Below are 14,428 nucleotides of genomic sequence, written 5' to 3'. Positions count from 1 at the left end.
CTTCCCACCAATGAGATTGACCAGTCTCAAAAAACCTTCTGCTTTGAACTCTTTGAAACATTTGAAGTTTTCGATTTCTATATTTTTGATGAAATGGTCTTTTCTTCTTCTTGCATCGGATCTCTCCCTTCTTTAAGTATTACAAAGTTTATAGATTGCAAGAGTCTCCTATAATCTTCAACCCGTTTGTGACTCTTCTCTGGGTGGGGTTGTATATACCGTAGATGTTCTCTTTGTTGACAGCTACAAAGCTCGTAACCATGGTTTACCTATGGTGTACGTATCATCATGATGGAATGAGTGGACAAAATAGGAATCAAACTGTGATTGAGCCATCAAATGGTTTTGTGCTGTTTTTGTACAAATAGTTCATTCAACCATGAGAATACTTTTTGAGGGTGATCAAATCTGCTTTCGTCAAATGCAATCCACTTTCCCAGGGATGAGCCCCTAGATAGCTAGTGAAACAAACTCTTGCTACTTTCAAAGAAGTTACCACTGAAACAGATACCTAGTAATGGTTTCCTGGAAGCAGCAAAGGCTTTGACCCTTCATCCATCCGCTTCTTTAAATCATCATAGCATCACCAAATGCACCAACACCTGGAAGGACGAGTCTGTCATAGTGCAAGAAGCTTCTCTGGGTCCTCTCTAGTACCTTTGGTACCCGCACACCAAAAAGCATTAATGACAGAGCAGGTTGCCCATACTATAGTCGACGATACCTATCATTAAAATGCCTTTTGGGTAGTTAGTAGTATACCAGCATGCATTGCTTGACAATGTTTTCTTTTTGTCTATGCTCACGTTACTGCATGCCTCTTGTTCTGTTGTGTTGTGATTATATCTAATTATTTTAAGGTTTTGTACCGCCTAGTCCGACAAAACCTGCACAGCCACCCTCTCCCTCTTAGCTACTCCTCATGGTATAATTACTTTGCGAAAAAATTAGGTTAATTTATGTCGACGGTAACACGTTTTGCTCCTTACTCCACAAGGGTATCTACATATTGGTGGACTGAGAACAGCACTTTTTTCTTGGTTGACTGCTAGACACAACAATGGAAAATTTTTACTTCGCGTGAAGATGCGAATCTTTCTCGAAACTCCAAAGAGGCACTTGAAGCAATTATTAAGGCATTTAGTGGGCAGGGTTGAGCTATGACGGTGAAGTGGTCTATCAGGGTCAAGAAAGCGTTTGACCTTTATAAAGTATATTGATCCAGCTTCTTAAAGAGAATAAAGCCTACAAGTGTTATATGACCAAGGGAACTTGAGTGCACTTCGCAACTTAGACAGCACGCAGAACGTCCCATTATGATGGGTCGCTATCGTGATTTAGTGGTACACGCCTCCACAGGGAGTTAACCAGTCATCCGTATTAAGAAGCACCGCAGGGGCATGATTGGCACGACGATGGAGTCAAGGAGATATTGTCCGCTGCTGGAGGTGGAGTGATTTCATTATTGCTCGTGCAGACGGCGCACCGTTCATATAATTTCGTTGTCGCCATTGATGATGCATTGATGGGTTTGACGACGTAATCCCGTGGTGACGACCATCTCTATAATACGCCTAAGCAGATTGTGGTGTATAATGCATTGGGTTTTGACTTCCTCAGTTTTTATCATGTGGCAATGATTAACAACGAGCAAGGAAAAACTCTCCAAACGTGATGGTGCAACTGATGTGATGGAGTATAAAATACAGGTTTCTTGCAGAAGCACTCCTTAATTTTTTAGTACGATCTAAGGTGGAGCCATGGTGATCGGAGATCTTCTCTTTGGAGGAGATGATACAACACGACCCTCAAAATATTAATAAATCTGCCTCAAACTATAATCTCGATAGCTCTTGTGGCTTAACGCACATTATATCAAAGGCATCGAATGAACATAAAGTTTGCTCAAGAGTTTGGAGTAGACCTAGGGACAATAAAAATACCTCTATCATTTTACATGCGACCAAAGAGCGAAGCAGGAACATTGGTCGAGTTGGCAGAGCAGATTAAGTTGATTTTGAATGCACCAACAGGTATGACTCTAAGGCAGTTAAAGCTTTCAAGGAAGGGACAAGAAGTATTAACAGACTTTATGACAATGCACTTCAAACATGGCAAAAACCACTGTGCAAGTGATTATCATGAAGTGCTTGAGTCGATTGTAACTAAGAAAGATATTGGTTTTGGGAAAGATTGGTATGCCGCTTCGTGTAGCACTTGTTGTACTAACAGGTGCAGGGTTGATGAATGATATGTAATACTTGGGGTTGATCACAACAATTAAGCGTATTGAAGCATTTTTGCAAACAAGATAAAGTTAGATGTAACCTTATTTTACTATTTTTATCTATTATTAGCTGCAGAATGTTAACGACATTGGAATTTTCAAACTTCTTGCCTTCCAATCCATTTTATAATAGAATATGTCTAGATACCAGTGTAGTTTCGTTAGAGGTAATGAGCTCTCTTTGTGCCTCTTTTTTAGGATATATTGTGGGTACGCACCTTTTTGGCAGCAAAAGCCTGTGCTAGTTTATTAATATAGGTACTTTCTTGGTTGTAACAGAGGCCTGCAAGAACAAATAGTAGACAGTTTTGCAGCCTGAAGCCTCTGCTAGATGGTGCCCTTTCCCCAAGATAGTATTGAAGTGCAGCATCACCAATGAATATACTCTTCCCTTAAGACCTGAAGTAGTTGTGCCTTGTTGGAGTGGCAAAAGGCCACTAAATCTGGCGGATATTTAATACTTTCAGGCATTTTAGATAAAAAAGAGGATCTTGTTAAAGTATCATTTAAAGATCTTGCTTTAAAAAAAAGAATACTCAAAGATGAGTGGGTAACACTTATTTATCAGAAGGATATACATGGGTAAAAATAATAAAAACCAAAATAATAAAAACAACTTTTTCAACGACAATCCGTTGTTGGCATTTGCTATCTTTTCTATTGTCATTATCTTGATATTTAAAACATTTGTTGGTGACAGTGGAACAGGTTCATTTAATACCATGGTGAATACACAGCGCATATCACTAACCAAACAAGTAAAGTATTCTGAAATTAAAAAAAAGATTGAAGAAGGTGTTGTTAAGGGTGTCAAACTGACACAAAGTACTGTTGAAGCAATTTTAGATGAAAATGGGCGGAAAGTACGATATGTTGCCTCCAATATACCTACTTACGATCGAGACCTCATCCCTCTACTTGATAAGAAGCGTATTGATTATGAAGGAGTAATAGGTAGTGGTTTTCTCTCTGAGATTATCAATATGCTCTTACCCATTCTTATCTTTTTTGCCATCTGGATCTTCCTTGCCAAAAAGATGTCAAAAGGAATGGGTGGTGGCATTCTGGGTGCAGGCAAAGCAGACAAGCTAATCAACTCTGAGAAGCCTGATACCAAATTTAGTGATGTGCAAGGGGTTGAAGAGGCAAAAGATGAAGTCAAAGAGATTGTTGACTTTCTCAAGTTCCCTGAACGCTACATGGAATTGGGTGCAAAGATTCCCAAAGGGGTGTTGCTTGTGGGTCCCCCAGGTACTGGTAAAACCCTGCTTGCAAAAGCCGTGGCAGGAGAAGCAAGTGTGCCTTTCTTTTCTGTGAGTGGTTCAGGTTTTATTGAGATGTTTGTTGGCGTTGGAGCCAGTCGTGTGCGTGACCTCTTCGCACAAGCAAAAAAAGAGGCACCCTGTATTATTTTTATTGATGAGATTGATGCAATTGGTAAAAGCCGTGCAGCTGGTGGACAGATGGGCGGAAACGATGAACGTGAGCAGACACTTAACCAACTTCTTGCTGAGATGGATGGTTTTGGTACCGACACTCCTGTCATTGTTCTTGCCGCTACCAACCGTCCCGAAACACTTGATGCCGCCCTATTGCGTGCGGGGCGTTTTGATCGACAAGTACTGGTAGACAAACCTGACTACGAAGGGCGTCTTGCAATTCTCAAAGTACACTCCAAAGGGGTTAAGCTCTCTTCTAGCGTTGACCTTGAAATTGTTGCCAAGCAGACAGCTGGACTTGCTGGGGCAGATCTTGCCAATATCATCAACGAGGCAGCTCTCCTTGCTGGTCGTCAGAATAAAAAACAGATTGATCAAGAGGATCTGCTTGAAGCCATTGAGCGCTCTTTCGTTGGATTAGAAAAGAAGAATAGAAAGATCAATGAGACTGAAAAGCGTATCGTCTCCTATCATGAGAGTGGTCATGCGTTGATGGCAGAATTAACAAAGGGTGCAACACGTGTTACCAAAGTCTCTATTATTCCAAGAGGGCTTGGTGCACTAGGCTACACTCTACATCTTCCTGAAGATGAGGAGCGTTTTCTCAAACAGAAACACGAACTACTTGCTGAGGTTGATGTATTGCTTGCTGGACGTGCTTCAGAAGAGGTTTTCATAGGTGAAATTAGTACAGGTGCAGGCAATGACCTTGATCGTGCTACAGCTATCTTGAAAGATATGATCTCTATTTATGGTATGACCGATGTGGCAGGACTCATGGTACTCTCTCGTACCCAAAACTCCTTCCTTGGCGGGGGTGCGGTAAATACTGACTACAGTGAAAAGATGGCCGAAGAGATGGATGCCTACATCAAACATACCCTTAACGAACGCTATACTTATGTTAAAGAGACGCTTCATACTTACAAAGGAGCGATCGAGAAAATGACACAAGAGCTTTTGAGCACAGAGGTTATTGAGGGAAAAACTGTTCGCAGTATCATTGAAACGTACGAAAAAGAGAACAGTATGAAAAGTCGTCTTGCCCATAAGGATAAGTAAAAACATAGCCAAAATGATAAAAATCTTATTTTTTATATATCATTTTTATCAGGCTAAATATTGCTATAAAAGTCAAAAATAATGAAGCTATCGCTTAAACTCGAATATTTTATTGCCACTGTTAGCTTTTATATCTTTTTACTTAACCTATTTGCTAATCATCATTTTGAAGCAATCTACTTATCTATTGCTCCCTTGCTTTTGATACCTCTTTTGTTATCCATAGGTGCCATTTTGCATCAAGTACTCTTAAAAAGTTTAGCTGTTATTTTGATAATGCTAGCGAGTGGGAGTATCTTTTTTAAATGGAAATATAATATTGTAATTACAGAGGATATTCTCCTTAGTGGGCTTATTAATGATTTTTCTCTCACACAAGAAATTATTTCAATCAGTTTTTTGGTTTGGGTCTTTTTAACAGCCATTATCCCTTTGATAATCATCATTTTAATTCAAATTAAAAAATATAAAAAAAGAACTGCTCTATATTGTGCAATCACTGTTGTGATTCTTTTGTCTACTGTTGCTTATTTTCAAGGATACAAATATCGAAAACCAGGACAAATTAGAGACTTTACTGCCATTAAGGCAATCAGTGCGGCTTCACCAATTGACCTTATTGTTGCATACAAAAAAGCAGTAAAATCTTTAAAAATATTGAAAAAAACTTATACGAAAGCAAAATCGAATCAAGTTGAAAATTATATTTTAGACAATAAAAATGATAACCTCATCGTAGTTGTTGTCGTAGGAGAATCTTCTCGTGCTGATCATTTTTCACTCAATGGGTATAAAAAAGAGACCAATCAATATCTCAAGACAATTCCCCATCTATATAGTTTTAAAAATGTTACATCTTGTGATACTTTAACAATACGATCTTTGGCATATATGTTCACTCCTTTACAGTGTGACACACAACTAGCCCAGGTACAAGAAGAGTCTTTTGTCACAATTATGCAAAGACTTGGATTTAATGTTCATATCTATTCCCTGCAAACATTGAGTTCATTTTATCGGTTTTTGGGCTACGATACACTTGTTTCTAAATATGCAGTTATCAATGAACAAAATTTTGGAACAAGAGACAAGGCACTTTTGCCATACTTGCATCATACATTACAAAACTACAAAGAGGGTAAAATGTTAATCATTTTACATACACTTGGTTCTCATCAGAGCTATATAGATAGACTTGACACTGATGATATTAAATTTAAACCTATTTGTACCTATCAAGATGTTAAAAGATGTTCACAAAAAATACTCATCAATACGTATGATAATACTATTGTGGCAATAGATAAATTTCTATTTTCTATTATCAATAAGCTCCAAGATAAAAATGCTATCTTATTTTATATTTCTGACCATGGAGAATCATTAGGGGAAAATGGGTTTTATTTTCATGGCTACCCTAAAAACAGTGCTCCCAAAGAACAGTTTAAAGTACCTTTTATTGTCTGGATGTCAGACACCTATTTGCACTATGCCGAGGCAAAAAATCTTCAGTATTTCGTTCAAACAAAAGGTTTAGATGCCAACATAACACATGACTATCTATTTCATACTATTTTAGGCTGTAGTCAAATTGTATCAGATGGTCAAACGCAACACCAAAGTTTAAATCTTTGCTCTAATCCATCATCTCAAGACTCATTTACAACATTATTAAAATCTCCAAAAAAGTAAAACCCACACACACTGTCATGTGATTCACTCATTCTATATTTGACAAAAATATTAAAAACATGTATACTCCATTCAAATCATAAAGGAGTGTACCGATGAAACAAATTATTAACCAAACAACCATCTTCAAACAAGACAGTACACTTCTGCTCCTATCTCTTTAGTCTTTCTATAACCCATCTTTAGTTTCTAATTACCCGAATTTGGGTAAAATTAGACAATTTTTCTACCTTTTTGTCACACTCATACTAAATACTATTTTATAGTGTAATGCAATAGGGTACCTATTTTTACAAGGTAAAACATATGAACAAAGAGACTATCAAAATATTTGACACCACATTAAGGGACGGCGAGCAAAGTCCTGGTGCATCCATGAATACCGAAGAGAAGATCCAAATTGCCATACAGCTAGAGCGTCTAGGGGTTGACATCATTGAAGCAGGATTTGCTGCAGCAAGCCCTGGTGATTTCGATGCCATTGATAAAATTTCCCAACGCATCATCAGCTCCACTGTCTGTTCACTTGCCCGTGCTCTAGAGAGAGATATTAAAGCAGCTGGTGAAGCGATTGCCAAAGCAAAACATCAGCGTATTCATACTTTTATTGCTACCAGCTCCATTCATATGGAACACAAGTTAAAGATGAAGCCTGAAGAGGTCATCAAACGTGCAGTAGAAGCTGTCTCCTATGCGCGTACTTTTGTTAAAGATGTGGAGTTTAGTTGTGAAGATGCAGGACGATCCGATATTGGTTTCATGAAAGAGATTAGTGATGCAGTCATTACAGCAGGTGCAACCACCATTAATCTACCAGATACTGTGGGCTTTAAGCTCCCCTCTGAAATTGGGGCAATGGTTAAAGAGATGAGTGAGTATGTCAAAGGGCGTGCCATTATTTCTGTACACAACCACAACGATCTTGGTCTTGGTGTTGCTAACTCACTTGAAGCAGTTGTTAATGGTGCTAGACAAGTTGAGTGTACCATTAATGGGTTGGGAGAGCGTGCTGGAAATGCAGCACTTGAGGAGATTGTCATGGCACTTAAAGTGAGGAGTGATATTTTCAATGGATACGACACTAACATCAATGCTAAAGAGATCTACCCTACTAGCAGGCTCATTGCCACCATCACTGGTATTGAGCCACAACCCAACAAAGCCATTGTTGGTAAAAATGCTTTTGCACATGAAAGTGGCATACACCAAGATGGTGTACTCAAACATAAGGAGACTTATGAAATTATCTGTCCTGAAGATATTGGCTTGAGCAAGAATGATACACTGGTACTAGGCAAGCACTCTGGACGTGCTGCATTTAAAGATAAATTGAAGAAACTGGGCTTCAGTCTTGATGATAAAGCACTCAACACCTCTTTTGAACGCTTTAAGATACTTGCTGATCAAAAAAAGGAGATTTATGATGATGACATCAGGGCACTCGTCACCAATGAAATGACCAAAGCCACACAAGTCTATGAGATAGTATCACTTCAGTTGATGGATTGTTCTAAAGGGGTACCAAGTGCAGCTGTATGCATTGTAAAAGAAGGTAAAAAAATTATGGATGCCGGTATTGGCGGGGGAACCATTGATGCTGTCTTCAAAACGATTGACCGTATTACTGGCTACAATGGAAACCTTGAAGGTTACAGTGTCAAATCAGTCTCAGAAGGAAAAGATGCCCTTGCCAATGTTACCGTCAAAGTCTCCTTTGAAGACGAACCTGCCATCATTGGGCATGGACTACATCTTGATACCATGCTTGCCTCTGCAAGAGCCTACATTGGTGCACTCAACAGCTACTTAAGCATGGAAGGAAAACTAAAATCACGCCATAGCGATTCATCACAGACAGTGTAAACAATAGAGGTAGCCCTTCTGGTTTCCTCTATTACATATATCTCTTCAAAACCTCTGGTATCTCAATTGATCCATCTGCATTCTGATAATTCTCCATAATGGCAATCAGTGTACGGCCAACTGCTAGTGCAGAACCGTTCAATGTATGTACTAGTCGATTCTTCTTGTCATCTTTAAATCGTATCTTTGCGCGTCTTGCCTGAAAATCATGGGTATTTGAGATTGAACTGATCTCACGATACTTGTTCTGCCCTGGTAGCCACACCTCAAGATCAATGGTCTTTGCCGCAGAGAAGCCAAGATCCCCACCGCATAACGCTACAACCCTGTGTGGCAACCTTAATGCAGTCAAAATATCTGATGCATTCTGTACCATCATTTCAAAAATTTTATCACTTTTATCGGGGTGTGAAATAGCAACCATCTCTACTTTATCAAATTGGTGTTGTCTTATCATTCCACGAGTATCACGCCCTGCACTCCCTGCTTCTTTTCTAAAACATGGTGTATAGCCTGTCATTAGCACAGGTAATTCACTCTCTTGTAAGATTTCATCATTGTACATATTGGTCAATGGCACCTCTGCTGTAGGAATCAAATAAAGGTCCTCATCACAAATCTTGAAAAGATCATCCTCAAACTTGGGTAATTGTCCTGTGCCTTGAAGCATCTGTGCGTTATTCATAAACGGCACACATATCTCTTCAAATCCTTTTTCCCTATTGACATCAAGAAAGAAATTAATAAGTGCTCTCTCAAGCCTTGCCGCCTCACCACGCAAAATAGAGAAACGACTCTTTGCCAACTTGACTCCACGCTCAAAGTCAATCCATCCATTTTTTTCTGCCAATGCCCAGTGTTCCAATGGTTCAAAATCAAAACTACGTGGCTCAAGTACTTTACGAAGTTCAATATTATCATCTTCACTGGCACCCTCTGGTACAGAGTCATCAGGAAGATTTGGAATTGCCAGTGCCACTTCATACAATGCAACCTCTGCTTCTCTTGCCTTCTCCTGCAATGGTATCATTGTCTCTTTATTGGCATCAACTTTTGCTTTAAGTTCAACAATATCTTTACCCTCACGCTTATACTGCCCAAAAAGCTTAGACATACTGTTCTGCTCTGCCTTGAGTGCTTCAAGTGTTGCGTTAGCCTCTTTAAGTTGTGCAAAAAGTGTTTTAAGCACCTTAAGTGTCTGCGCATCAACACCCTTTTTCTGTAATTTTGTAGCTGCTTCATCAAAATGGTTCTGAAGATATTTGAGATCAATCATAATTGTGGTTGCCTAGAATGGATTTTTATGTTATGGAATTATAGTAAAAATTTAAAAAAATATAGTTAAAGGAGTGGTGTCAAGAGAGGGACTTGAACCCCGACCTCGGCTTATGAGAGACCAGCGCTCTAACCAGCTGAGCTACCTTGACATTCTTTGAGAGGTCGAGATTTTAGTTTATTCTTACTTAAAAAGGGGTTAAAATGGTTGGCATAACACTTTTGGATTGTTTTAGTCAACGAAAAAAGATACAATCCGTTTTATTTTTCATTAATACTACAGTAAATACCTAAAAGGTGTGTACCCCCAGGTGGGAAGTTTTAGTCTATTTGACTAAATTTTCATTGACATTTTAAAAAATATTGTGTGAATCCCCATACAAAAATCAATTAAACATACCGGAGGTAATCAGCGAACTTTAAACCACTCAGTAAAAGACTTCTTATAGAAAGAGTTGAAGAAGCAAATTACAGGCTAGTGGCATCATCATCCCAGACAATGCCAAGGAGAAGCCATCTAGGGGTAATGTACTAGCAGTTGGAAATGATGTTGAAGATATCAAAGTTAAAGATGCGTCGTATTTGGTAAGTATGCTGAACAGAGTTAATACTTGACAACAAAGAGTACTTGGTACTTGAAGTTTCCGATGTACCGTGTCATTGCATAACATAAAATTAACTTAATATACTAAAAGAATACAAGGAGTAGAAAAATGGCAAAAGAGATTCACCTTTTCAGATAACGCAAGAAATGGACTGTTTGAAGGTGTAAACTAAAACTGGCAGATGCCGTAAAGGTTACTATGGGACCGAGGGGACGTAATGTACTCATCCAAAGAGTTTTGGTGCGCCCACACAAAGATGGTAAGTCTCCGTTGCAAGAGAGATTGAACTTGATGATACACTTGAAAATATGGGTGCTCCAGTTAGTCAAAGAAGTGGCAAGCAATACTGCCGATGAGGCAGGTGATGGTACCACTACTGCTACTGTACTGGCACACTCCATTTTCAAAGAGGGGCTTAGAAATACACAGAGGTGCCAACCCCATTGAAGTTAAAAGAGGAATGGACAAGGCCTCTAATGCACTATTATTGATGAGCTTAAAAAGATTACTACATTGGTGCACTCAACAGCTACTTAAGCATGGAAGGAAAACCAAAATCACGCTAAAGGATTCATCACAGACAGTGTAAACAATAGAGGTAGCCTTGGTTTCTATTACATATATCTCTTCAAAACCTCTGGTATCTCAATCTGATCCATCTGCATTCTGATAATTCTCCATAATGGTGCAATCAGGTGTAATACCAACTGCTAGTGCAGGCAGAACCGTTCAATGTATGTACTAGTCGATTTCTTTGTCATCTTTAAATCGTATCTTTGCGCTGTCTTGCCTGGAAAAATCATGGGTATTTGAGGATTGAACTGATCTCACGATACTTGTTCTGCCCTGGTAGCCATACACCTCAAGATCAATGGTCTTTGCCGCAGAGAAGCCAAGATCCCCACCGCATAACGCTACAAACTGTGTGGCAACCTTAATGCAGTCAAAATATCTGATGCATTCTGTACCATCATTTCAAAAATTTTATCACTTTTATCGGGGTGTGAAATAGCAAACTACATCTCTTACTTTATCAAATTGGTGTTGTCTTATCATTCCACGAGTATCACGCCCTGCACTCCCCAAGCTTCTTTTCTAAAACATGGTATAGGCCTGTCATTAGCACAGGTAATTCACTTCTCTTTAAAGATTTCATCATTGTACATATTGGTCAATGGCACCTCTGCTGTAGGAATCCTCAAAGGTCCTCATCACAAAATCTTGAAAAGATCATCCTCAAACTTGGTAATTGTCCTGTGCCTTGAAGCATCTGTGCTATTCATAAACGGCACACATATCTCTTCAAACTTTTTCCCTATTGACATCAAGAAAGAAATTACTGGTGCTCTCTCTCAAGCCTTGCCGCCTCACCACGCAAAATAGAGAAACGACTCTCTTTGCCAACTTGACTCCACGCTCAAAGTCAATCCATCCATTTTTTTCTGCCAATGCCCAGTGTTCCAATGGTTCAGTAAATCAAACTACGTGGCTCAAGCACTTTACGAAGTTCAATATTATCATCTTCACTGGCACCCTCTGTACAGAGTCATCGAAGATTTGAATTGCCAGCGCTACTCATACAATGCAACCTCTGCTTCTTCTTGCCTTCCTGCAATGGTATCATTGCCTCTTTATTGGTGACCTCAACTTTTGCTTTAAGTTCAACAATGCCTTACCCTCACGCTTATACTCGCCCAAAGCTTAGACATACTGTTCTGTTCTGCCTTGAGTGCCTCAAGTGTTGCGTTAGCCTCTTTAAGTTGTGCAAAAAGTGTTTTAAGCACCTTGTATGTCTGCGCATCAACACCCTTTTTCTTGTAATTTTGTAGCTAAGCTTCATCAAAATGGTTCTGAAGATATTTGAGATCAATCATAATTGTGGTTGCTCAGAATGGATTTTTTATGTTAAATTCATAGTAAAATTTAAAAAATATAGTTAAAGGAGTGGTGTCAAGAGAGGGACTTGAACCCTCGACCTCCGGCTTATGAGACCAGCGCTCTAACCAGCTGAGCTACCTTGACATTCTTGAGAGGTCGAGATTTTAGTTTATTCTTACTTAAAAAGGGGTTAAAATGCTTGGCATAACACTTTTTGATTACTTTTTAGTCAACGAAAAAAGATACAATCCGTTTTTATTTTTTCATTAATACTACAGTAAATACTTAAAAGGTGTAAAAAAATTTGTAGGAAGTTTTAGTCTATTTGACTAAATTTTATTGACATTTTTAAAAAAATATTGTAGAATCCCCATACAAAAATCAATTAAACATACCGGAGGTATCAGATGAACTTTAAACCACTCAGTAAAAGACTTCTTATAGAAAGAGTTGAAGAAGCAAACACTACAGCTAGTGGCATCATCATCCCAGACAATGCTAAGGAGAAGCCATCTAGAGGTAATGTACTAGCAGTTGGAAATGATGTTGAAGATATCAAAGTTAAAGATGTTGTCGTATTTGGTAAGTATGCTGGAACAGAGTTAATACTTGACAACAAAGAGTACTTGGTACTTGAAGTTTCCGATGTACTTGGTGTCATTGCATAACATAAAATTAACTTAATATACTAAAAAGAATACAAGGAGTAGAAAAATGGCAAAAGAGATTCACTTTTCAGATAACGCAAGAAATGGACTGTTTGAAGGTGTAACCAAACTGGCAGATGCCGTAAAGGTTACTATGGGACCGAGGGGACGTAATGTACTCATCCAAAAGAGTTTTGGTGCGCCCAATATTACCAAAGATGGTGTCTCCGTTGCAAGAGAGATTGAACTTGATGATACACTTGAAAATATGGGTGCACAGTTAGTCAAAGAAGTGGCAAGCAATACTGCCGATGAGGCAGGTGATGGTACCACTACTGCTACTGTACTGGCACACTCCATTTTCAAAGAGGGGCTTAGAAATATTACTGCAGGTGCCAACCCCATTGAAGTTAAAAGAGGAATGGACAAGGCCTCTAATGCAATTATTGATGAGCTTAAAAAGATTACCAAAGAGGTCAAAGATAAAAAAGAGATTGCACAGGTTGCAACCATCTCTGCAAACTCTGATGAAAATATTGGTAGTCTCATTGCTGAAGCAATGGATAGAGTGGGCAAAGATGGTGTTATCACAGTTGAAGAGGCCAAAGGTATTAATGATGACCTTGAAGTAGTCGAAGGTATGCAGTTTGACAGAGGATATCTCTCTCCATACTTTGTAACCAATTCTGAAAAGATGACATGCGAACTTGAAAACCCATTACTGCTTATTGCTGATAGTAAGATTACATCACTTAAAGATCTTATTCCTGTATTGGAACAAATTCAGCAAAGTAGCAGACCACTGCTTATTATTGCTGATGATGTAGAAGGTGAAGCATTGGCAACATTGGTACTTAACAGACTCAAAGGTGTGCTGAACATTGCTGCGGTCAAAGCACCAGGGTTTGGTGACAGAAAAAAAGAGATGCTCAAGGATATTGCTATCCTTACAGGTGGTAATGTCATCACTGAAGAACTTGGCTTAAGTCTTGATAAGGCAACCTTGGAAGACCTTGGTCAGGCAGGACGTGTGGTTATTGACAAAGACAATACAGTCATTGTTGATGGTAAGGGTGACTCTAAGGCTGTTGAAGCACGTGTTCAAGAGATTAAAATCCAAGTTGATAATACTACAAGTGAATATGACAAAGAGAAGCTTCAAGAGCGTCTAGCAAAACTTAGCGGTGGTGTAGCGGTCATCAAAGTTGGTGCAGCAACTGAGACTGAAATGAAAGAGAAAAAAGACAGAGTTGATGATGCACTCTCTGCAACCAAAGCGGCAGTCGATGAGGGTATTGTTATTGGTGGTGGTGCAGCACTTGTTAAGGCATCCAAATCAGTCAACCTTGATCTTTGTGGTGATGAGCAAGTTGGTGCAGATATCATCCTTAGAGCTGTCTATGCGCCTATGAAACAGATTGCATCTAATGCAGGGTTTGATGCGGGTGTGGTAGCAGACAAGATTGCCAATTCCGACAAAGCAAACTTTGGTTTCAATGCTGCAACTGGTGAGTATGTCGATATGTTTAATGCGGGAATTATTGACCCATTAAAAGTAGAGAGAGTAGCACTTCAAAATGCTACATCAGTAGCAAGCCTACTTCTAACAACAGAAGCAACCGTTTCAGATATTAAAGAGAAGCAAGCTCCAGCAGCAGCTCCAGCAATGCCTGATATGGG

General features: G+C 39.1%; 11 protein-coding genes, 2 tRNA genes and 1 pseudogene. 11 read left to right on the top strand and 3 right to left on the bottom strand.

The window, feature by feature from the left end:
- Nucleotides 1-978 precede the first annotated feature (978 nt).
- The 7 genes from LGB01_01170 to LGB01_01140 all read left to right on the top strand — a co-directional run bounded on the left by LGB01_01170 (nt 979) and on the right by LGB01_01140 (nt 8,343).
- On the top strand, nt 979-1,164 hold the full coding sequence (locus LGB01_01170; protein MCB4752835.1) for a hypothetical protein: 186 nt from the start codon (nt 979-981) through the stop codon (nt 1,162-1,164).
- Between the two features lie 418 nt (nt 1,165-1,582).
- Entirely contained in the window at nt 1,583-1,675 is a 93-nt protein-coding gene (locus LGB01_01165) for a hypothetical protein (GenBank protein MCB4752834.1), read from the top strand.
- Nucleotides 1,676-1,888: 213 nt separating this feature from the next.
- Complete coding sequence (locus tag LGB01_01160) at nt 1,889-2,251, top strand: hypothetical protein (protein ID MCB4752833.1); 363 nt, start codon at nt 1,889-1,891, stop codon at nt 2,249-2,251.
- 454 nt (nt 2,252-2,705) lie between these two features.
- Nucleotides 2,706-2,873 carry a 50S ribosomal protein L11 methyltransferase gene (locus LGB01_01155; protein MCB4752832.1) on the top strand — a complete coding sequence of 56 codons (168 nt, stop codon included), beginning with the start codon at nt 2,706-2,708 and terminating at the stop codon, nt 2,871-2,873.
- Nucleotides 2,866-4,788, top strand: coding sequence for an ATP-dependent zinc metalloprotease FtsH (ftsH, locus tag LGB01_01150; protein ID MCB4752831.1), 1,923 nt, complete (start codon nt 2,866-2,868; stop codon nt 4,786-4,788). Before LGB01_01155 ends, ftsH begins: the two co-directional genes overlap by 8 nt.
- Nucleotides 4,789-4,869: 81 nt before the next feature.
- Entirely contained in the window at nt 4,870-6,480 is a 1,611-nt protein-coding gene (locus LGB01_01145; GenBank protein ID MCB4752830.1) for a lipid A phosphoethanolamine transferase, read from the top strand.
- Nucleotides 6,481-6,786: 306 nt separating this feature from the next.
- Nucleotides 6,787-8,343 (top strand): 2-isopropylmalate synthase, encoded by a 1,557-nt coding sequence (locus tag LGB01_01140; GenBank protein MCB4752829.1) that lies wholly within the window; start codon nt 6,787-6,789, stop codon nt 8,341-8,343.
- A 31-nt stretch (nt 8,344-8,374) separates the two neighbouring features.
- On the opposite strand, the gene serS is transcribed toward LGB01_01140, so the two are convergent.
- Nucleotides 8,375-9,619 (bottom strand): serine--tRNA ligase, encoded by a 1,245-nt coding sequence (serS, locus tag LGB01_01135; GenBank protein ID MCB4752828.1) that lies wholly within the window; start codon nt 9,617-9,619, stop codon nt 8,375-8,377.
- A gap of 74 nt (nt 9,620-9,693) precedes the next feature.
- A tRNA-OTHER gene (locus LGB01_01130) sits at nt 9,694-9,770 on the bottom strand.
- A gap of 293 nt (nt 9,771-10,063) precedes the next feature.
- Here LGB01_01130 and LGB01_01125 point away from each other — a divergent pair.
- Nucleotides 10,064-10,291, top strand: a pseudogene (locus LGB01_01125) (co-chaperone GroES).
- Between the two features lie 106 nt (nt 10,292-10,397).
- The gene (locus LGB01_01120; GenBank protein ID MCB4752827.1) at nt 10,398-10,670 is read left to right on the top strand and encodes a hypothetical protein; all 273 of its coding nucleotides are present in this window, start codon (nt 10,398-10,400) and stop codon (nt 10,668-10,670) included.
- Between the two features lie 1,498 nt (nt 10,671-12,168).
- Here the strand turns inward: LGB01_01120 and LGB01_01115 are convergent.
- Nucleotides 12,169-12,245, bottom strand: a tRNA-Met gene (locus LGB01_01115).
- Nucleotides 12,246-12,508: 263 nt separating this feature from the next.
- Between LGB01_01115 and groES the strand changes: the two genes are divergently transcribed.
- Together groES and groL are read left to right on the top strand one after the other, a co-directional pair.
- The gene (groES, locus tag LGB01_01110; protein MCB4752826.1) at nt 12,509-12,769 is read left to right on the top strand and encodes a co-chaperone GroES; all 261 of its coding nucleotides are present in this window, start codon (nt 12,509-12,511) and stop codon (nt 12,767-12,769) included.
- A gap of 46 nt (nt 12,770-12,815) precedes the next feature.
- Nucleotides 12,816-14,428 (top strand): chaperonin GroEL (groL, locus tag LGB01_01105; protein ID MCB4752825.1); only part of this gene is annotated, 1,613 nt, incomplete at its 3' end.

This window comes from Sulfurovum sp., assembly GCA_020525365.1.
Taxonomy (GTDB): Bacteria; Campylobacterota; Campylobacteria; order Campylobacterales; family Sulfurovaceae; genus Sulfurovum.
This window is presented reverse-complemented; position numbering and strand designations above follow the sequence as displayed.